General features: G+C 40.4%; 24 protein-coding genes. 6 read left to right on the top strand and 18 right to left on the bottom strand.

Annotated elements, in window-relative coordinates:
- Positions 1–7 precede the first annotated feature (7 nt).
- Complete coding sequence (locus BUC20_RS05665) at positions 8–1,591, top strand: Na+/H+ antiporter (protein WP_073228493.1); 1,584 nt, start codon at positions 8–10, stop codon at positions 1,589–1,591.
- Entirely contained in the window at positions 1,588–2,019 is a 432-nt protein-coding gene (locus tag BUC20_RS05670; RefSeq protein WP_073228495.1) for a hypothetical protein, read from the top strand. The genes BUC20_RS05665 and BUC20_RS05670 overlap by 4 nt, the downstream gene beginning before the upstream one ends.
- Before the next feature lie 23 nt (positions 2,020–2,042).
- Here BUC20_RS05670 and BUC20_RS05675 read toward each other — a convergent pair whose 3' ends face one another.
- Entirely contained in the window at positions 2,043–2,261 is a 219-nt protein-coding gene (locus BUC20_RS05675) for a hypothetical protein (RefSeq protein WP_084528565.1), read from the bottom strand.
- A gap of 10 nt (positions 2,262–2,271) precedes the next feature.
- Positions 2,272–3,291: a hypothetical protein gene (locus BUC20_RS05680; protein ID WP_073228500.1), complete on the bottom strand. Its 1,020-nt coding sequence runs from the start codon at positions 3,289–3,291 to the stop codon at positions 2,272–2,274.
- A gap of 218 nt (positions 3,292–3,509) precedes the next feature.
- Here BUC20_RS05680 and BUC20_RS05685 point away from each other — a divergent pair, with 218 nt between their 5' ends.
- Complete coding sequence (locus BUC20_RS05685; RefSeq protein ID WP_073228502.1) at positions 3,510–4,586, top strand: sensor histidine kinase; 1,077 nt, start codon at positions 3,510–3,512, stop codon at positions 4,584–4,586.
- Positions 4,583–5,317, top strand: a complete 735-nt coding sequence (locus BUC20_RS05690; RefSeq protein WP_073228504.1) for a LytR/AlgR family response regulator transcription factor — start codon at positions 4,583–4,585, stop codon at positions 5,315–5,317. Before BUC20_RS05685 ends, BUC20_RS05690 begins: the two co-directional genes overlap by 4 nt.
- Before the next feature lie 13 nt (positions 5,318–5,330).
- Here the strand turns inward: BUC20_RS05690 and BUC20_RS05695 are convergent, their stop codons facing one another.
- From BUC20_RS05695 to BUC20_RS05725, 7 genes are all read right to left on the bottom strand, one after another.
- Positions 5,331–5,903, bottom strand: coding sequence for a hypothetical protein (locus BUC20_RS05695; protein WP_073228506.1), 573 nt, complete (start codon positions 5,901–5,903; stop codon positions 5,331–5,333).
- A 40-nt stretch (positions 5,904–5,943) separates the two neighbouring features.
- A complete protein-coding gene (locus BUC20_RS05700; protein WP_073228509.1) occupies positions 5,944–6,309 on the bottom strand; it encodes a hypothetical protein in 366 nt (121 codons plus the stop codon).
- A gap of 54 nt (positions 6,310–6,363) precedes the next feature.
- Positions 6,364–6,933 carry a hypothetical protein gene (locus BUC20_RS05705; protein ID WP_143166705.1) on the bottom strand — a complete coding sequence of 190 codons (570 nt, stop codon included), beginning with the start codon at positions 6,931–6,933 and terminating at the stop codon, positions 6,364–6,366.
- 12 nt (positions 6,934–6,945) lie between these two features.
- Positions 6,946–7,470: a DUF2199 domain-containing protein gene (locus BUC20_RS05710; protein WP_073228514.1), complete on the bottom strand. Its 525-nt coding sequence runs from the start codon at positions 7,468–7,470 to the stop codon at positions 6,946–6,948.
- Between the two features lie 56 nt (positions 7,471–7,526).
- Complete coding sequence (locus tag BUC20_RS05715) at positions 7,527–7,838, bottom strand: hypothetical protein (RefSeq protein WP_143166706.1); 312 nt, start codon at positions 7,836–7,838, stop codon at positions 7,527–7,529.
- A gap of 3 nt (positions 7,839–7,841) precedes the next feature.
- Positions 7,842–10,208 carry an ABC transporter permease gene (locus tag BUC20_RS05720; RefSeq protein ID WP_073228518.1) on the bottom strand — a complete coding sequence of 789 codons (2,367 nt, stop codon included), beginning with the start codon at positions 10,206–10,208 and terminating at the stop codon, positions 7,842–7,844.
- Between the two features lie 203 nt (positions 10,209–10,411).
- Positions 10,412–11,161, bottom strand: coding sequence for a sulfite exporter TauE/SafE family protein (locus tag BUC20_RS05725; RefSeq protein ID WP_073228519.1), 750 nt, complete (start codon positions 11,159–11,161; stop codon positions 10,412–10,414).
- A 111-nt stretch (positions 11,162–11,272) separates the two neighbouring features.
- On the opposite strand from BUC20_RS05725, the gene BUC20_RS05730 reads away from it, so the two are divergent.
- A complete protein-coding gene (locus BUC20_RS05730) occupies positions 11,273–12,769 on the top strand; it encodes a hypothetical protein (protein ID WP_073228522.1) in 1,497 nt (498 codons plus the stop codon).
- Between the two features lie 23 nt (positions 12,770–12,792).
- On the opposite strand, the gene BUC20_RS05735 is transcribed toward BUC20_RS05730, so the two are convergent.
- Genes BUC20_RS05735 through BUC20_RS05745 form a run of 3 tightly spaced genes read right to left on the bottom strand, consistent with a single transcriptional unit; the run spans position 12,793 to position 15,124 of the window.
- Positions 12,793–13,215: a hypothetical protein gene (locus tag BUC20_RS05735; protein ID WP_073228525.1), complete on the bottom strand. Its 423-nt coding sequence runs from the start codon at positions 13,213–13,215 to the stop codon at positions 12,793–12,795.
- Between the two features lie 59 nt (positions 13,216–13,274).
- Positions 13,275–14,153, bottom strand: a complete 879-nt coding sequence (locus BUC20_RS05740) for an alpha/beta fold hydrolase (RefSeq protein ID WP_073228527.1) — start codon at positions 14,151–14,153, stop codon at positions 13,275–13,277.
- A 41-nt stretch (positions 14,154–14,194) separates the two neighbouring features.
- The gene (locus BUC20_RS05745) at positions 14,195–15,124 is read right to left on the bottom strand and encodes an MBL fold metallo-hydrolase (RefSeq protein ID WP_200800889.1); all 930 of its coding nucleotides are present in this window, start codon (positions 15,122–15,124) and stop codon (positions 14,195–14,197) included.
- Between the two features lie 91 nt (positions 15,125–15,215).
- Between BUC20_RS05745 and BUC20_RS05750 the strand changes: the two genes are divergently transcribed.
- Entirely contained in the window at positions 15,216–16,109 is an 894-nt protein-coding gene (locus tag BUC20_RS05750) for a helix-turn-helix domain-containing protein (RefSeq protein ID WP_073228529.1), read from the top strand.
- Positions 16,110–16,157: 48 nt separating this feature from the next.
- Here BUC20_RS05750 and BUC20_RS05755 read toward each other — a convergent pair whose 3' ends face one another.
- From BUC20_RS05755 to BUC20_RS05780, 6 genes are all read right to left on the bottom strand, one after another.
- Positions 16,158–17,072 carry an NmrA family NAD(P)-binding protein gene (locus tag BUC20_RS05755; RefSeq protein WP_073228531.1) on the bottom strand — a complete coding sequence of 305 codons (915 nt, stop codon included), beginning with the start codon at positions 17,070–17,072 and terminating at the stop codon, positions 16,158–16,160.
- The gene (locus BUC20_RS05760) at positions 17,059–17,466 is read right to left on the bottom strand and encodes a hypothetical protein (RefSeq protein ID WP_073228534.1); all 408 of its coding nucleotides are present in this window, start codon (positions 17,464–17,466) and stop codon (positions 17,059–17,061) included. Before BUC20_RS05760 ends, BUC20_RS05755 begins: the two co-directional genes overlap by 14 nt.
- Before the next feature lie 16 nt (positions 17,467–17,482).
- Positions 17,483–17,896 carry a DUF2141 domain-containing protein gene (locus BUC20_RS05765; RefSeq protein WP_073228536.1) on the bottom strand — a complete coding sequence of 138 codons (414 nt, stop codon included), beginning with the start codon at positions 17,894–17,896 and terminating at the stop codon, positions 17,483–17,485.
- A gap of 55 nt (positions 17,897–17,951) precedes the next feature.
- A complete protein-coding gene (locus BUC20_RS05770) occupies positions 17,952–18,917 on the bottom strand; it encodes a DUF6268 family outer membrane beta-barrel protein (RefSeq protein WP_073228538.1) in 966 nt (321 codons plus the stop codon).
- Positions 18,918–18,983: 66 nt separating this feature from the next.
- Positions 18,984–19,874, bottom strand: coding sequence for an AraC family transcriptional regulator (locus tag BUC20_RS05775; protein ID WP_073228540.1), 891 nt, complete (start codon positions 19,872–19,874; stop codon positions 18,984–18,986).
- A gap of 143 nt (positions 19,875–20,017) precedes the next feature.
- On the bottom strand, positions 20,018–20,404 hold the full coding sequence (locus tag BUC20_RS05780) for a VOC family protein (RefSeq protein ID WP_073228543.1): 387 nt from the start codon (positions 20,402–20,404) through the stop codon (positions 20,018–20,020).
- Between the last annotated feature and the right edge of the window lie 52 nt (positions 20,405–20,456).

Here is a 20,456-nt window from a genome sequence, read left to right on the forward strand (position 1 = left end):
TTAACCTATGCATACCCTTCTACCTTTTCTGCTGGCAATGATCGCTGCAATTGTGCTATTGAATATGTGGGCCGCCAAGCTTAAGATTGCCTATCCTATTTTATTGGTCGTTGCAGGATTGCTGGTTAGTTTTATTCCCGGGTTGCCGGCGGTAAAGATCAATCCTGACCTTATCTTTTTTATTTTTCTTCCTCCCCTGCTCTTTGCAGCTGCCTGGTCCATTTCTTTTAAAGAGATGAAAAAATGGTGGCGTATTATTGGCAGCTTTGCTTTCCTGGTGGTATTCTTTACGGCACTTTCTGTTGCTTTAGTGACCAATCATCTGATTCCCGGATTTACCATTGCTTTAGGTTTTTTACTGGGTGGTATTGTATCACCCCCAGACGCGGTAAGTACCGGAGCGATTACCAGTTTTGTAAAGATTCCCAGATCTACCTCGGCGGTACTGGAAGGAGAAAGCCTATTGAATGATGCTTCCTCACTTATTATCTTTCGTTTTGCCCTGGTCGCAGTTGGCACAGGCCAGTTTGTATGGCAGGAGGCTGCACTTAGTTTCCTTTGGATGGTAATTGGTGGTGTTGCCATTGGTTTATTGCTGGGCTGGATATTTGTGCAGGCACATAAACGATTGCCAACAGATGCACCTTCAGATATCGTATTTACCCTCATTGAGCCATATTTTATTTACTGGGTAGCAGAACAGGTCCACAGTTCAGGTGTAATGGCGGTGGTAAGCGGTGGTTTATATATGTCTGCAAGAAGGTTAACTTTCCTGAACAGCGCCAGCCGCATCAAGGGGCATAGCGTATGGGAAAGCTTTATTTTCGTCTTGAACGGAATTGTTTTCCTGATTATCGGCCTGGAATTACCTGAAATTGTAGATGGACTGCGGTCAAAAGGCATTCCTTTAAGCACTGCCATTGGCTATGGTTTACTGGTCACAGGCGTGCTGATAGCTGCCCGGATCATCAGTTCGTATGCAGCGATGACGGCCACCTTGATTTTCCGTCCCAGTGTGGCACCCCGTGCGAGTTCCGGATTAATGCGGATCACCATGCCACTATTGCTTGGCTGGACTGGAATGCGGGGTGTGGTATCATTAGCAGCGGCATTGGCTATACCTGTTACCTTAGCTGATGGCACTGCATTTCCATACCGAAACCTGATCTTGTTTATCACTTTTGTGGTGATATTGCTTACCCTGGTTGTGCAGGGACTTACACTCCCTTATTTCATAAAACGTATCGGTTCATTTGGTGGAATTATGAATGAAGAGGCAGAGGAACAGGCGAGACGCAAAATGAAGCAAGGTTTGAAACAACATGCCTATCAGTACCTTAAAAACAAGTACGATAATGAACTAAAAGGCCATGCAGGCATGGAAAAGATCATGAAGCATTGGGAAGAAAAAACACAGGCAGCAGATGACAGCTGGATGAATGAAGAAATGAAAGTTATCTTTGTTGGCTTGCTCGATAGCCAGCGGGAGTATTTATCAGAACTCAATAAAGATGTTTCGGTTGATGAAGAGATCATTCGTCAGCAATTGTATCAGATCGACCTGGAAGAAGAAAGACTAAAAATCATATGAACAGTTCCTACACCACAACCCTTGTCCCGCTAACAGCAGAAGATAAACAAGTAATTAAAAAAGCAATAAGTACCTATTACAAGCCAAATATCATTCTCTTACCATTGCTGGTCGTATGCTTCTTTTTTGGAATATGGTATTTACTTTTTTGGCTAGCCCTTGTGATCTGGTATAATATTTCTGCTTTTTCCAGCATTAAAAAAAATGAACGGTCCCTGGATCAACCGAAAATGATACTCACTGGTAAAATCACCAAAAAAGAGCCACCTGGCGAGGAGATGGTCATTTTTTTGGGAGGGGAAAGATTTGACATCACTTACGCAAATGTGACCTTCCCCCTGGAGGTAGATGACCTGGTTGCCATTCATTATTCGCAATTCGATGACAAAAAAAGAGGAGAGCTTCTTAGCGTAGAAAAAAAGGAATAAAATAACCGGCCAAAGAAATACACTCACCAATCACATGGGAAATAAACGCAATTGAAGCCATAGTACCTTAGTAAATTGATGATATCTTCCACATCGAAGAAATCTCCCTCCACCCGGAGAATTCTGTCTTCATCCTCTTGATCTATTGAAACCGTGAATCCCTGATATGCTCCTGATAATAGCTGAATAATTTTCATTGCATCTCTGCGGAATTCAGCATTTGTTTTAAAAACTGCTACCATAATCTTTTATTTATCGTTTTTTTCCAAAAAGAGAAAGTGGGTTAAATGAAACACCTACGTTAAAGTAGAATGACGGATCTGGTTTCATTTCATATATATGATCTTCAAACGAACTCTCCTTCCTGAAAACTCTTCCATTATTGGTTAATTTCGCTCCCGACTTTGCAGTGAATATAAAGTGCTTGCCTAGTGCATGCTCATAAACCACTCCCGGATTGATGTCCAGTTGGCGGTATTCATATTTTTGGTTGGTACCCTCTAAATTGTACATATAAAGGAGGGTTTGATCCATTTCCATGCCTACAGAGAATCTGCCATTCTTCCTGAAAACGAATTTCCTGAGGTACATACTTCTTGGCAATACGACATCTGCAATCCAGCCATTATTGAATTTATGTTCGTAAGTGAATGTTGGGATGGCCGGGATCTGAGACGCAGGATCAATATTAATCACAAACCCAACGGTCATTCTTGTCCTTTGATTTGCTTTTAATAGCATTGTGGCGGTAAACATTCCCTTAACGCGTTCAAAATGTTTGTCGCTCCCGTCGAGCAGGATGGTCGAAGAATAAAACGCAGGCTTTTTAAATAACGTTGAAAAATAGCTGAAGCTCAGTCCTGAAAAAAGGTAATGAAAGTCATCTTTGAAAATGGTTTTTTCAGGCTGTTCAGGCTGCATGATTTCGGCCTCAACCGAGGTCCCTCTGTAACCCACCGTTGCCCCCAGAAGCCAGGATTTTCTTTTAATAAAATTGAAATTAGCGCTTACTTTCATCTGTTGAAACTTCGTAACCCTACTCTCCGGAAGGCTGCCGTTTCCATGTTCAGGTTTGAAGTTGTAAGGAGAAGTATTGGAAAATTCGAAATTTAAAGGTCGGATGATGGCAAAGTTGTCTGTAACAACGGCCACTACCCGTTTGGGGAAATTCAACGTATCTTTTTTAACCTTTGAAGTACTATCAGTATTTTGGGCAAGACAGTCAACCGATAATGCCAGCATGCATAGAATCACAATTATTCTTGATATCATATTTATTGTTTATTTTAAAATTTAATGGTAAAATGAATGGGTAACACGCTGCAAAAGAATACATAATCCCAATCCGTATTTTTGTTTTTATACGAAAGCAGCTACATTTTATACTAAAGAGATCCGAGCTGATTTTTGATATAAGAAAAGCAGGGTTTGGTATAATTTACAAACCATAGGTAGCCAATTGTAGTACCTTTGGATGGACAAGAATTAGTATGAAAAAATACCTGGAAATCAAGAATATCGGACTACAGCAGTTTATTGTGGACAAACGGTTTAGCTTTTTGCGTCACGCACTGCTACTGATCGTCACATTTGTGGTCATCTTTAGTTCTAGTTCACAAAATGAATATTCGGGGGCTTTAAAATTTTATAGGCTACTACTGATCTACGCGGTATTGATCACCATGTGTTATATCAATACATATATACTGGTTCCGCTATTTTTCTTCAAAGCAAAGTATGTATACTATTTGGCCTCGCTCTCTTTATTGGTGATTTTATGTCTGCTTTTGATGAAAAATCTGTTTAGTGGCGCGCTGGCTTTCGGCAAAGTGTTAACAGCTCATGCCCATTTTGGAGAAATCAGAGGACTGAATGAGGGTTTTTTCATCATGGTATCTATCACATTAATCACTACGATGATCAAGTTATTTCAACGCTGGACCATAGATAACGAACGAATCTCTGAGTTAAAAACCATGGCGTTAAGAATGGAACTTAACGAGTTAAAAAATCAGATCAACCCTCATTTTCTTTTCAACATGTTAAATGGTATAAAGGCACTGGTACGCAGCGATCCTGAAAAGGCTAACCTCATCATTATGAAACTTTCTGAGTTCCTGAGGTACCAGATTTATGAGAATAATGAGGAGAAAACACCATTGAAATCAGAAATCACCTTTTTGTCCAACTTCCTCAGTCTGGAAATGATGAGAAGGGATAAATTGTCTATCGAGATTAAGACTCCGGAGCAGCCGGGAGTACTGAATGGTATTTATATACCTCCTAACCTATTTACCACTTTTGTAGAGAATGCGGTGAAACACAGTGTTGATATTAGTGGTGGAGAATCTTTTATCCGCATCAAAATAGCGCTTTCAGGAAATCAGCTCCATTTCTCTTGTGCAAACTCAAAAGACCCTGAATTTATGCCTTCAGATAAAAAAAACAGCGGATTGGGGCTTGCAAATATTAAACGCAGACTTGAACTACTCTACCAGGAAGACCATTCTTTAGATGTAGATTCCACTAAAAATCAGTTTAACATCACCTTAATTATACCAATATGAACTGTATCATTGTAGACGACGAGCCCTTAGCCAGACAAGAAATGCAGGCACTGATTAAGGAGGTCTCCAATATTGAAATTTTGGGAGAATTTTCCAACGCCCGGGCAGCTCTTGATTTTCTGAGCACAAATGATACTGATCTGATCTTTTTGGATATCGAAATGCCCATGGTCTCCGGAATTGAGTTTGCCGGATTATTGCCAGCTCCAACATTGGTCATCTTTACAACCGCCTATCCGCAATATGCCCTGAAGAGCTATGAACTGGATGCAATTGATTACCTCCTTAAACCTGTAGATACATTCAGGCTGGATAAAGCAATAAAAAAGGCAGAATTGTACAAAAGTCTGCTTTCAAATCACCCTGAACAAAATACCCTTGAGGGAAACACAGCAGATTTTCTTCTGATTAAATCAGACAGAAGATTTCACAAGATAAAATACAACGACATCAGGTTTATAGAAGGCTTGAAAGATTATGTCGTCATCCATATGGCCAATCAGAAGCTGATCACGGCCATGAACCTGAAAACTTTCCACCAAAAAATCCCTCAGGACCTTTTTATACGGGTCAGTAAATCCTACATCGTAAACAAAAACTGCATAGAATCTTTTGACCACCACACCATTTATCTGAATGGAAACGATCTGCCATTAGGTGAATTTTATAAGAAAGAGTTCTTTAGTTTGTTTTCAGGAGGAACAATTTCTGCAGACAGGGAGATCAGCTAAAGCCATTGGTCTTTTATTGATCCCTTTTCAGGTCAAAAAAATCGCTGAAATAAATATTTTCAATAACCCAGTTACCATCTTTCCTATAACATCTGCTGGCATTAACAATAGTTCCACCGAGTAAATTTCCATTAAGTTTTGATTCCTTTCTGATTTCAAGTGTATCCCATTTCAATACCAGTTTTATTTCATAATCAGTGAATGCAGATCGTTCCAGTAATATCAGTTTATTCTTTACATACTTATAACTGATGCGATTCTTTCTATCAGTTATCGTAGCATTTACTGACGCATATTGAGGATCATAACTCTCCAGGAGAAACAATGTATCCATCTCTTTTTTCAGAAATTCAGCCTGACTAGTCTTATAAACCTTCGTTCTTGCTTTCAGCTTGAGGAGTTCTACCGTAACTGGAGTTTTATCTTTAACCCTTCCCTGCCTGAGGTACATTTCATTTGAAATAACCGGAAAATTTAAATCTCTTGAACAACCTGGAATTGTAAAGAGCAATGTTCCCATTAAAGCCAATGCAACGATAGGTAAAAAGCGAAGGCCAGCAGGTGAATCTGTTTTTTTAATGGTCATTGAGTTCTTTTTCCGGGATCAATCATTAGCAAGGCCAATCTCATTTATTAATCAAATAATTAAGGTATTCTTCTTGTATCATTCCGTCATTTACAAAATGATCTATTTCAGCACCATATTTATCTAATGAAAAATTAATCACTTCATCTGGTGTATTAAAAGTATCTAACAAACCATAAGGCTCGTCCGGATCAACTACCGTAAAATCCGAGATATCAAGATTATCTACACCTCCCTGATCATAACACTCTATATACAGAAGATTATATTCTTCCTTTTGTGAATATATACGAAGCCATTTGAGAACTCTGCCGTCATCACTGTCATAGTGCCCTAACCACTGCTCTACTGCTTTCCCAACATTGAGTTTAGCCTTTAGTTGTTCCCTTGTCAGGTAATTATTCATGTATTATTCTTTAATTCTCTTTTATCTCTTCTCTTTTTCTATCAAAAGTAGCGTTTAATTACATCCGATTTCAGGAAGACATAATTGAGGCGGAAGTCCGCCCATTATAGAGATACCCAGTTTCTTCTTTTCCAGTTGAAAGAAAAGAACATTTTTCTGGATAAATATCGGTAAATCTCCGGGCATGGATAACCGATAATCCATGATACTATTTTGTCTATCATCGATAAATACCACTTCGCTCCTACCTCTAGGAGATAACATTTCTCCGATTCCCCATATGGTGAAGTTCGTGATGATGTGATAAGATTTTTTGGTTTTGAGATCCTTTAACCGGCCCAAATATTTTATTTCGGTTTTTGAACTCCTATCCCTGATTTTTTGCAACTGATTAATCTTACCTGAATTGATGAATTTCTTATAAAACTTTAATTTCTCCTTATCAAGAGCGGCGTTCTTTTTGAGTAAAATTTCGCTCATTTCCTCTTTAAAAGATAAAGTATCATAGACTACATCTATTCTTTTTGACTTATCATTCTGTGCACTTTGTACCTGGCTTTTAGCACTCTGACTGCAAGCCACAACAAAAAAAACTGTAAAAACAGAGAGATAACCTAAAGCCATTTTCATCTGGTGTTATGACTGATCTTCTCCAAACAACGCAGCAATCCTGCGCTCTGCCTCTTCCATTGAAATTCCATCATAATAATCCCTGACAAACGGATGGTCAGTACCCTGATGGGGAATAACGTCTGGTCGTTGATTGCCTTTTCTCGTTTCCACATTCATTGGAATTGAATTGCTAAAATCATAATCCGGCAGCCAGTTTGACAACCATCCAAAGTAAACCACTTCATGGTTTTCATTGTTAAAATTCTCATTGTAATCTAGGAAACTGGATTCACTCAGTGAAACCCAAACACCATAATCCAACCCGTCACAACTTCCGGTTACTTTCTGAGTCAGTGTAACCCGTATAAAAAAGTCAGTCCGATCCGGATATTCAATGACGCAAAAATCTTCGTTAAGCTCAGTTTGTCCGTATTGTTTTTCTTCCTCACTGAGCCCGGCATAACTGGCAGGGCAAGGAAAAGCAAGCGCAGGCCATTCGTAATGTTCTTTGCCACATGATGAGCAAATGAAAGTGTTTAGAGAATTCATAATTGCCCCAAAATTAATCTTTTCACCCTAATTCAGTAAAATAAGAAGAACTAAAGTTAAAGCCCCCAGTTAATTTTGTGGTCAGATTTCTCCATGGCCTGAACAATAAGGTCTCTGGGGTCGCCATAAAAACCTGATGCAAAGATTTCCTCAACAATTTCAACTTTGCCATTGGCCAGGCATAAAATACAACGGGCAAGCTGGGCAGGTCCAACATTTAAACTTGCTGTAAATAATGAGCACATTTTTTCAGTGACATAGTTTTTGTCAGCATCACTGGCAAATGTCTGTTCAATGGTCGTAATGATGTCTTCTGGCAATGTCATTTTTATACTTTCTTTTTGACCATATTCATTTATGTTAACCAAAGGTTATTCATTTCTTAAGGCATCCACCGCATTCGCCTTCGCCACTTTTACAGATTGAATGCTTACTGTTAACAGCGCAATAATAAGTGAAAGACCCGCCGCCAGCACAAAGGGAAATATGGATATTGCTACCCTGAAATCAAATGACGACAACCATTTATTGATCACCACATAAGCCAGAGGAAAGGCAATAAGATTAGCAATGATCACCAATTTTATGAAATCTCTGTTGAGCAAGGCCAGAATACTATAAGTATTTGCGCCAAGCACCTTACGAATGCTGATTTCTTTTTTACGTTGTTCTGCCATATATAAAGCCAGGCCGAGTAAGCCCAGACAAGAAATAAATATCGCAAAACCTCCAAACCAATTAGACAAGGTACCCAACAGCTTCTCCTGGGCAAACTTTTTATCAAATGATTCGTCTAAAAATGTACGGTCCACAGGGAATTCAGGATTCATTGCTTTAACAATATTGTCTATTTCGGACAATGAGGCACTGATGTTCTGAGCCTCCTTTAACCTTACCAGAACAACTTCCGCTTTGAATTTACTGATTGGATGGAAAAGCATGGGCATTACCTTTTGGTAAGCAGATAAGGATACAAAATCTTTCATGACCCCAATAATGGTAACCGGCTTATCCCAGAATTTAATGGTTGTTCCTACCGGGTTTTTAAGCCCCATGGCTTTTACCGCAGCTTCATTAACCATTACACTATTGGAATCGGCATATTTGTCTGAAAATTCGCGCCCTGCTGCCATCACTGTACCCATCGTTTTAACAAAATCATACCCCGAGGACCTATAATTAAACATGATGTTTTCATTTGGACTTTTCCCGCTCCAGGTCACATCCATGGTATTCCTGCTGTCCAGATTGATATCATCATTAAAGAAAGTCACATGGCTGGCAACTCCTGATTTTAGCAATTGCTCTTTTAACAGCTCCAATTTTTTCTGGTCGCCCAGACTTCCCTTTACGGCAATCTGGATCAGGTTATCTTTGTTATATCCAATAGGTTTATTTTTGATATAGTTGAGTTGCTGATAAATAACAACCGTACATATAATGAGACAGGCCGCAAATACAAACTGGAAAACGACCAATACTTTACGTACGGGAAATGAGGACCCTGCTTTTACGGCAAAGCCTTTCAACGCCCTGACAGGCTCAAATGAAGACAGGTAAAATGCGGGATAGCTCCCGGCCAGGAAGCCGGTAAAAATGATCAGCGTGAAAAGTGCCAGCCAGAATTTCCAGTTCTGGTATTCGACAATGAGGCTCACGTTCAACAGGTTGTTAAAATAAGGCAGGCTTATTTCTACCAGAATAAAAGCCAGCACTGTACCCAATAAGGAAAGTAACACGCTTTCGAACATAAACTGAACCATCAATGATTTCCGGCTTGAGCCTATCGCCTTGCGAACACCAACTTCTTTAGCTCTTTTCCCTGATTTAGCAGTGGTTAAGTTCATGAAATTGATACAGGCAATTAACAGGATGCAGAATGCAAGAATGAGAAAGATCCTGAGCTGATCGATTTTACCTCCGATTGATTTCCCATTTTCGAATTCACTGTACAAATGCAGTTTGCTCAATGGGTGGAGTATGGCTTCGGAAGTGGTTGTTTTATCATTACGCAGATAAATTCCCTTAATAGCTGCACTTGCCTTATCAAAGAGATCGTTATTTTGTAGCTGCACCAGGGTTAAATAAGAATTATCACCCCAATTGGTCTTTTTTAATTCAGGCATTATTTTTTCTGCAAACACCCAGGGTAAGAGGTAATCAAACTGAATACTGTTGTTCGGTGCTACATCTTCAATTATGGCTTCTACTTTTAAGGATTCGCTGTTGTCGAATTTTACGATTTTATTAATTGGATCTTCGTTACCAAACAGGCTCTTAGCCAGAGTTTCAGTTAGGATAACGGTGTTTACTTCCTGCAGAACCGCATTTGGATTTCCCTTTACAAATTTATAATCGAGTATTTTTAAGAAAGCCGGATCTGCATAGCGAGCCTTCTTTTTAAATTTCTTTTCACCATTGCTGATTAACTGTGGTCCCATCGATGCCGAGCGCGAGGCAAGGGCCACACCCGGTATTTTAGCGCTTACTTCGGCCGCCATAGCGCCGGGAGTTACGTCGACACTGAAGATCTTACCATCTGACTTGATGTTATTATAAACCACATAGGTGTTTTCCTGATTACTAAACTGCCTGTCGTAACTCCATTCGTAGTTTACATAAAGCAATAAAACCATACAGCTGGCCAAACCAATCCCTAAGCCACCCACATTGATTAATGTAAATCCTTTGTTTTTCCAAAGATTCCGGAACGCGATTTTAAAGTTTAATGTAAACATCTGCTGCGATTAAAATTGATATGAGGCCAATATTCAAAGCCTGTGCCAAAGCAAAAATACCACGCAAAACACTAATAATAAGCCAATTAAAATAAAAACAAGCGAACACTGTTCATTATCGGACTATTAATACACAGAATCGAACAGTAGGAAAGGAATGTCTGTTACTCCAGGTATTTTGCTGAAGACATTGCCTCGATGTTTTAAAGGTATACCTTTATGAAGAATACGGCTGTGATCAGGAAATTAAAAATAACGATCCCCCTCCGCAGTTTAACAGGGTCCATCTTTTTCGTATACTTTGCCCCAAAGTAACCACCCAAAATGGTTGCGACCAACATCACACTGGTTTCGGGCCATGCCACTTTTCCTGCAATTATAAACAAGGTCACGGCTATCGCATTAGCAATGCTCACAAACAATGTTTTATTGGCGTTAATCACTTTGATATCCGAAAGGCCGAATAAGCTCCACACGGCCATCATCATAATTCCAACGGCTCCACCAAAATAACCGCCATAGATCCCTAGCAGAAACTGCCCGCTAAGTACGATGCCGCTCCCGATATGGATTTTTTTCCGTAATTGATTTCCCAGTTGTTTGCCGAAAGCAAAGGCAAGTGCCCCCGTTAGCAACAGCCAGGGTACGAGCATACTAAAACTGGCGGAAGAGGTATTTAAGAGCAACAATGCCCCCAAACAACCACCTGCAAAGGTAAGCAGGATCATCAGGCGCATAGAGACATTCGGAAAAGGTTTGATAAATTCTTTGTACTCCCAGGCACTGACCAGGCTTCCGGGAAACAGAGCCACTGTACTTGAGGCATTGGCTGAAACTGCAGGAACCCCTGCATACAACATTGCAGGGAACGTAATAAATGAACCACCGCCCGCAGCGGCATTCATTGCTCCTGCAACCAGGCCGGCAAAGAAAATCAGAATCAGACTACTCATACACAGATTATTAAATCCTTTCTACTAATTTGCTAAATAAATGATGGAATTCATTTAATATTATTGTCTTATGGAAAAAAGGAAGGCATTGCATCCTAAAACAAAAGTCCTATGAAATTGACGATACTTTCTGTCCTGTGCATCCTGACCAGCTTTTCCAGAGCGGTGGCCAGCGAATGTTACCACTACCACACCTCTTCAAAATATTCGGCAATGATCGCAAAGGGAAAACCCGTACTACAGGTACGTGTGATAGATCCAAATGGGAGCAGCATTGCCGAAGAGCGCATCTTTTCCATTCAGCTGTCCTGCAAAAGTATCAGTATTGTTTCCACATATGGCGAGGACATTCTTTTACTGGCCGATGATACGTATTACCTGATGTCGAATCGCCCGGCCTATGATCAGAAAGAAATAACGCCTTTGAAAATTTCGGAAAAGAGAAACATAGAACAGGTTTTACAAACCAATATCCTCCGCATAAAAGGACAATGGTTCTATTTTCAGCGTAATCCATCATCCGGAAAACTAAATAAAACACTGATCAGCACCTTCCCCGGTCGCCCGGTGATCCTTGCTCATTTCGGGAACAGGAAGTTCCTGCTTAAAGATCAGAAACAAGTCTGGACCTTTGAATTGGGAGATAAAAAAGCAGTTAGATTTCCCGGTCTGAATGCTGCATCTGTTCAATGTTTTAAAGCAGGTAACAATGATGAAAAATACTTCCTTACTGATGGGAACCGTTTCTACATTATGGATGTGGGCGTATTGGATAAGACAGATATTACCCAAAGCCTTTTATCATTAGGTGCTAAAAAACCTTTCAAAATCAAAGAACTTGCCATCAATTGGCTGAATGCATTTGCAGACCTGGGAGACGGGCACATTTGGTGTTATATCGAGGCAGGATTGGGCCTTGAAGACGGCACCAACGCTTATCTTTATCCTTTAAAGGCCAAATGGTCAGGTCCTCAGCATCAGCTGATTTCCAAAAATGGGAAAGTATATTATAATGGCTGGGAAGCGATAAATGATTTCCCGGCCCTCAACCTCTCTCAGGTAAAACAAGCCCAATCTCTTGAAATTACCGCTTCGGGACTTTATTTCGATGGCCTTCAATATTATAACTGTGATTACAATACACAAAAACTAAGTCCTGTGAACTGGCTGAACAATAAAGCCCGGTTTATATCGGGAATAACCTCTTACCAGCACGGAACTGAGGCTTTCTTCGACGACGGGCAGAAAATCTTGACTGCCGGCCCTGAAGGTACTGCAAGGAGAATTATCCCACATAAATCTCCAATAAAAAACCTCAAACTTGCCTACGCCGTTGATGATAAACTACTCATCGAAAACAAAATTATTCCCAATATGGCTAAGCCTGAATCTATGGCGTATATTGGCTCAACGGTAGATGTAATTCAGGGCTGTGATGGCGGCCGGGGACAGGTCCCTGTAGTGATCAAATACAATTATTTTTTCAGAGACAGCAATGCAGTCTATGTTTACCAATCCGGAGCAAAGGCATTGCGAAAACTGGAAAGATTGTCGCCGGATCAGTTAAAACCCAATGACTATGTGCAAATGCGAAGTGCCCTTAAATAAAGATCCCCATTGAGTCTGACCATTCAGAAGCGAGCCACTTTACCGAGCTTTGATTGATCAAAGAGATCCATGAATTGAGGGTTTTCCAATTCTATTTGCCTGATCACAACTTTACTTTCAAAATCTTTGGGTAGTTTGAACTTCCGCCTTAAAAATAGCGTTAGTGTATCTTTGGTTTGCTTATAAAATACCTCCTGAAGTCCCTCTAAAATGTAATCATTTTCAGAATCCCGGTCAATTGAAGTCCATTTGCTTCGTGATAAGGACATGATCTGTTTATCTCCGGAAATGCCCCAATTGTCCTTTTTTAAATAAAGTACCTCCTTCAGCTCAGGAAAGCTAATCTCTCTGGTTGTCGATGGTACCATTTCGTAAGCATAGAAAACCGAACTTAATATACACAGTACACCGATTAGCAGGGCTCCAATAAAGAATACATATTTCATAATCAATCAGCTGCTGTCTAAAGTACTAAATATTTTCAAAAACCGGCAGTAAGCAAACATCATACATTCATACCTGCAAGAAATCTCCCAACACGTGCATTGATTTCATCCGGGAACTCTCCATTAATTGCATGTGAAGCCTTTGGCCAAATCTCAGCTTCCACCTTGCTGGAAAGGCTTTTTGCAAAGGCTAAAGCTTTAACTGAATCATGTACAATGCTTTTACCGGCAAAAATAACCAGGATGGGCGGCCGGATCCCATTTAATTCTTCTACCGTAAACTGTTTAGGTGCGGGCGTTTTGATCGCAAAATCTTTTAATCCGATTGAAATCAGCAGGGAGGTGGAGTTTTCAGGGTCAACCTCAGCTCCTCCGGAAATCCAGCTAAATGATTTTTTACGCCAGGATTCAGGAATAAAGGGAAGGGTGGAAATCAATGAAAACAGAATGATCTTCAGAGAAAATGGAGCAAATACCAATGCGGGGTCCAGCAAAATAATGGATGCAATGTATTTTTGATAATGGACGGCATAATTTACAGCAGACCATCCGCCAAAAGAAACACCTAACAAGTGCACCTGCTCTACCTCTAGTTCGGTGATGACCTCTTCCACCCAATCGGCCTGCTGATGGTTATTTTTGATAGGACTGGTTTGGGTGCTTAAACCTGGTTCTCCCAGGAGGTCCATCGCATACACATCATGGGTCTTCAATAATCCGCTCAGATTGGTTTCCCACATGGGGGTTGATGCTGCCCTGCCCGGAAAGAGCAGAATGGGAAGGCCTCCCCTATTTCCAAACTGATAAACCCTTACTGTTCCATAAGTAGTTTTGATATCAAGGATCTCCATTGGTACCGGAAGCTTTTTCATGGCTTCAGCATAAAATTTAAGAAAGCGCTGATGTATCTCTTCTGATTTGAATTGACTGGTTTCCATAGGTATATGGTTATTGTTTTATTTATAGGTGATGGTATTATTTATGATTTTATACGATCCAGGTACCGGTTTATTGAAAAATCAACCCTTTTCTTTCCATCTTCCAGGATATATGCACCAAAGGCACTATAGACCGTATTATATTCCAATGGATCCAATGATTGCTTTGCAAACTGTATCGCTTTTGCAGATAGCGGAATATAGTTGGGGTAGCTGTACATGAAAGTTACTGTTTTTAAATCAGATCCCACTAAAGGCATATCACCTGTGAGGAGCTGACCGTTGTGCTGAGGAATATGGATTACCGAAGCACCGTCAAAATGACCTCCACACAACACCAACCTGATGTTGTCCCAAAGCACCTTTTCCCGACCTTCCCAGAAGTTAACAGCGCTGTCCTTAAATGGTACCCACTGCTGGTCTGAATGGTGGATATAAATGGGGGCATGATCAAATGCCCTACTCCATTCCAGCATGGTCGAATAGTAATGGGGATGAGATATGGCAATGGCTTTTATTCCGCCGAGTTTATTGATCAGCTCTATCGTTGTTTCATCCAGGTTACTGATACAATCCCATAGGATGTTTCCAGCAGGACTAATGATTAAATGGGCATGCTGGCCGATTCCAAAACGGGGAATCGTATAAATGGAATAAATATTTGGCGCTACCTTTTCAATAATATTCTTGTGGTTTTTATTGATGGAGCTTAAGGTGGTCCATTGCTGGCCGTTTACGTTTACATGTTGTCTGGAATCTTCACAAACAGGGCAGTGATCCTGACTGGCTGATCCATACTGAACTCCGCAAGTAATGCAGATCGGATTTTGTACATTCATGGTAGGTATTTGTTTATCTTTAAAAAATGAAGAAAGGGATTCAGGTATTGCAAGAAATAAGGCCAGAAAAGAATTGTGTTTGACCCATTGTCTTCTGTTAATGTTTTCCATTGGAATATATTTGTTTGCCATAGGTTCATGCTCCTGTTTTGATGATGTAAAATTAGGTAGACAACCCGCTCTGAAAAATGGATAAATAGTAGTTATACTTGCACATTTCGACATGAGATCAAAAATCCCTACTCACCAGTTAGACCATAGCTTTTCAAAATTTGAAGGAGGGAATAGCCATATCGTTATTGCCGACTTTGATGATCAGTCTAAAATATTTGACCGTCAATACCCCCATCGCCATAATTATTATGAAATATTCATCTTACAGGAAAGCTCAGGAGTTCATTACATTGATTTTGAAGCCTATCCTTTTTCGGGGGCTGTCATTTTTTTAACCGCACCGGAACAGGTACATCAGCTGATGCGGGATAAAGGTGGATATGGGTATTCCATACAGTTTGAAGAGGATTTTTTCAACAAAAATTCCGATGCAGATACCGGTTTATTTTCACACTTTTTATTCGATCATTTTCAGGCACATCCTGTGATTTCAATCAATGAAACAGAGTTGAATAAACTAAAAACACTGCTGAGCTTATCCCTGGAGGAATATAAAACAGATCGCATGGGCTGCTCCTCGCTGATATCCGCATATGTAAGAATTATCCTGATGGAGATCCTGCGCATCCGGAAAGAACAATTTCAGGAGCATCATCTTCAGGTTGGTCCTCAGCAACAGCAGTTACTCCGTTTTAAACAATTGCTGAATGCGCAATTTTCCAGCAAACATGAGGTTCAGGATTATGCAGAACAGCTTAAGATCACACCAAGGCAATTGAACGCACTGTGCAAACAATTCTTAGATAAACAGGCTTCTCAGGTAATTAAAGACCGTATTCTACTGGAAACGAAACGGCTCATCACCATTAATACATTAAGTATTAAAGAAATAGGATACGAACTGGGCTTTGAAGATTCAGCTTACTTTTCCCGTTTTTTTAAACAGGGAACCGGAATGACTGCCCAGGAATTCAAAAAAAGCATCATAAAAACACCCGTTTAGCACAAAACCCTGCAATCAACAGATGAGCAGGGTTTTGAAATAGCCGGGCTAAAATAACAACTTCCAGAGCGGCTTTCTTTTAAAAAGATGCCGCTGCTCCTGCAGGTATTCATCCATGATGCGCGGTCTTCTTAAGATCAGGCCTGAAATGGTATCGGTAACCGGTTCAGGAACCTTGACGGCCAGATCATCCAATTCCACAATATGGCTGGCTAACCATTTGGGTAATTTTGCTTTATTGGTTAACTGGTTAAACAACTGCTCCGGTGTGAGGTCTACATAGTCGATTTTACGGCCTGTGATATGGGACAGTTTTTCGGCCATTTCTACATTCGTAATCGCCTGAGGACCTGCAAGTACAACCGACCGCTGCGTTAACGCTTCTGCGGCTAATAAATGATTTACCGCTACCGTAGCTACATCACGGCAATCAATATAATTTCTTTGTGCATCACCTAATGCTCCGTAAATTTTACCAAAATACTGGATGGTAAAGGTATTGCGCTCCCAATTTTGCATAAATGAATGCGGCCGCAGGCAACAAAAATCATCCATATTCTGAGAAAGATAATCGTCTATTTTACGATGCCATTGGCTCACCTCTACTTTTGCGGGCAACTGGACTATGGGTGCCGACAATTTAACGATTCGTTTTACACCGCTTTGTATGGCCGCTTCAATGATGTTAATTTCGTATTCAACCTGGTTTGGAGAGGTTGCAGTTAAAAGAAACAATGCATCTGCCCCTCTGCAGGCTTCTTTAAGTTGCCCGCCTGAATCCAGACCGGCACTCACATAAGTTACATTTGATGGCTGACTGCCGATTAACACCGGATAATGACGTTCCGGGCCTCTAAGCACCCCCCTTACCATACAATCCTGAGTATTTAACTGGCGCATGACTTCCCTCCCTACCGTACCTGTACATCCAAAAACAACTATAGTGGGCTTAATTTTTTTCATCTTTATAATTTTTTATTTCTTGCCGGATCGTGATTATTGCTGCACCCAGAAAGACTGAGAATATGATATTAAAGCGTTCTGACTGAAGGCTGAATATGGTGGTACACATCATCCCAAGGCTGATCATGAACAGGATGATCAGTAATGATCTGATCAGTCTATGGTGATTTAATATCTTTCTGGACTCAAATTGCCAGAGTATAATGAAACTAAGTATCGTTGAGACTAAGGACGACAAACCGATCGTCGTATAACTTGCCGTCATCAGCTCTGTTTTTTGAAGCAGAAGACCTGATACAAATGACATTAAAGTAGGAAATACATAAGAAGGCACAGCGGCAGCAAACAGGGAACGCAGATTGAAAGCTGAAGAAGGATAATTTCTATTTTTCATAAGGCATTCATGAGATTTAATAAAGTTTAATGGTTTGAGTTGTATTGTCACTATCTACATTTACAGCACACTCCTTAAATTTTGGCTTGGCGGAAGGTTTAAAATTATTGCCGTATCCAACAGGTTCCTGAGGGATACCAAACCAATCCTGCTTTAGTTTCTTATTGTTGTCCAGGTCCTGAAAAACAGTGACCGCATAGCTGCCTTTCTTCGGCAGATCAACCACAAATGTTAAATCTGACTGATCTGCTTTAAGTGTTTTACTAAGGAACACGGTTTTCAAAAAGTCTTCCTTTTTATCGTAGATGTTCAGCACAACGGTGCCTTTACCTGCTTCAATTTTAGTGATGTTGATGTTTAGTTTTACTTGTTGTGCCTTCGCTAAAACGGATGCGCACAGGACCATTATGGTCAGCATAGTTGTTTTCATTATTTTGAATTGATTGTTTAATGGATTTTATTAGATGATCTTCCGGCAATGTTATTTATCTCCTGCCAATGCGATAGCTCAGTGCTGCTTTTCCGTAAGCCATATTAGAAACAGAGAAGTCATTTACGGTTTTTTGTTTGTTATCGAACAGTTCATAACGATTTAAAAGTCCCATTCCGCCCTGTACCTGCAACCAGATCCCTCCAACTACCCGCTGATGTACCTGCAAGCCAGCATGGATCGTGGAAAACTGGGCGTAGTCTACTTCTCGACCTTTATAGCCCATATAATTCTTCAGGTTAAACCGCGTCCAGTCTATGGAACCAGCCAAACCTACCTGGGTATCCTTGCTTACATTATAGAGTACATTTAACCTTGGCCAATAAAACTGGGCCAACCATTTGTTGTTGGTGCTCCGGTAATCAATTGAGATACCCGGGGTAATTAAAGTCTCTCCGAAGGAATACATGGCATGAACACCGAGTCCGATTTCGAGATTTGATTCGGCACCAAATTTTTTCGAGACCCCAAGTATTCCATCCAGGATCAGGTCATCAAGGGAAACGGATTTTTTAAAATCTGCAGCAAGGGTTGGCATGGCGATTCCCAAAATAGACCACTTACTTGAAATCGGGTGCCGGATAATGATTACGGATTTTATTTCATGAATTCTTTGAATACGGTTTGGATCAGCGATCGTATTGTTGTCGTATTTGAAATCCATCATCCGATAGTTCAGGTTACTAAAAACGCTGGTATTGCCAATTTTAAAAGGGGGAACGGGCAGCCATGCATCATAAGTATTCAGCTGAAACTTATTGTCCGACAATGAACTTTCTGCGGGCAGGTCTTTAAAGCTGGCTTTACTATGAACAGTAGCGGCAACACCGCCAATATCCTGTATGATCTGGCCATGGCTGTGATTGGAAAAGAGGAGCGTTAAGGTGAGGACACAAAGGAATGACCATTTGGTGATCACTTTGTTTTTACAATAGGAGGCAACAGTTATTAATGTTTTCATTTTTCTTTGATTTGATAATACAAAGGTGGGCTGAAAACAAAGGTTGCTTTAAAACTAAACCACCCTTTACTCGGACAAATCCTGCATAAATGCAATCCGGTATTCGGATGGGGTTACTCCGGTTATCTTTTTAAAGAGACGACCAAAATAACTGGGATCGCCATAATTGAGCTCAAAAGCGATTTCTGAAATGCTCTTGGTCAGGTCCTGTAACAACAACTGGCTCTGCAGGATACTGACTTTATTGATCCATTCCTTTGGACTTTCGCCGATGGTTTCTTTTATACATCTATGGAGGTAGTTTTCGGAAACAGAGAGTTCACTGGCATAAAATAAGATCGTCTTATTCTCCAGGTAGTACTTATAAACCAGTTCCTTAAAATTGAAGGTAATTTCCGCACTCCGGCTAATGCTTTTATTCAGCTCTTTACTGGAGGTAAAGATTTTCTGTAAGCCTGCCTGCAACAGGGAATAACAGACGCCAAGGTTTGGATTTGGGTAATAGATCTCCGTGCTCAGCAAACCGAATAAAGTGTTTAGCCATACGCTGCTCTCCTCTGATAAATGAATCACGATGTTTGCAGAAAAGAGTTTAATGAGCTCTTGTTTTGATAACAATTGATTGAGTGTCTGGTCTTCAAATAAAATCATGTACCCCGCAGCATCCGCGCTCACCTCCTTTAATGAGGTCACATTTCCCTGCCTGACAAATAAGATTTCATTCTCTTTTAGTGACACCACATTGGCATCGACCTGCTGTTTTGCAGTTCCTTTGGTGATGTGAACGATGAAATTGTATTCGGGCCTGTGCAGCGGTGTGGGTACCTTTATGAAACTGGAAGTTTTTGCGATATCATGGATCTGAACAGGTGTCCTTAAAATCGCAAATTCATTCGACATTTCGGACATAAACTGTCCTCTGAAATCTGTTGGGGTTATTCTCTTTATCTTAGTCACAGCAAATAGTTAAATGCATAGATCACATGAGGTATAAACTACCATCACATAATTTCCCCTAAATTATCTTAATTTTCACAAATTGTCTCAGCTTTTAAGAAAGCGATTTCTTTAAGGGGGATCCTGGCCTCTTCCGAGGAACTTCACATTGGTCGGCCGAAGAACAGGACATATCCATCCGCATCGGTTATTTCAAATCCACGCAGGCCATCCTCATCATCTTTGATAGATTGATGGAATGTTACTCCGGCAGAGCGGTACTCCTCAAATAAAAGGTCCGGATCAATAACATGAATAAATGCATCCCATCGTGCCCACTCATGCCTGGTATAATTAGGAACCGGTTTAATGTCATCAGCAATTGCCTTTAACTGAACCGAGATCTCATCCCGTCCTACGATGGCAAAAAAAGGATGTTCTCCAGGGCCAATGAACTGTGTTTCAAAACCGAGTTTATTTATATAAAATGACACTGAATCTTTTATGTTAGAAACAATAAAAAAAGGCGAAATGTAAGTCAGATTTGACATGGTCTACATTTTTATGGTGAGGCATTGGTACTGCAACCGGCTTAATAAAATT

The sequence above is a fragment of the Pedobacter caeni genome (genome assembly GCF_900129215.1).
Lineage (GTDB): Bacteria > Bacteroidota > Bacteroidia > Sphingobacteriales > Sphingobacteriaceae > Pedobacter > Pedobacter caeni.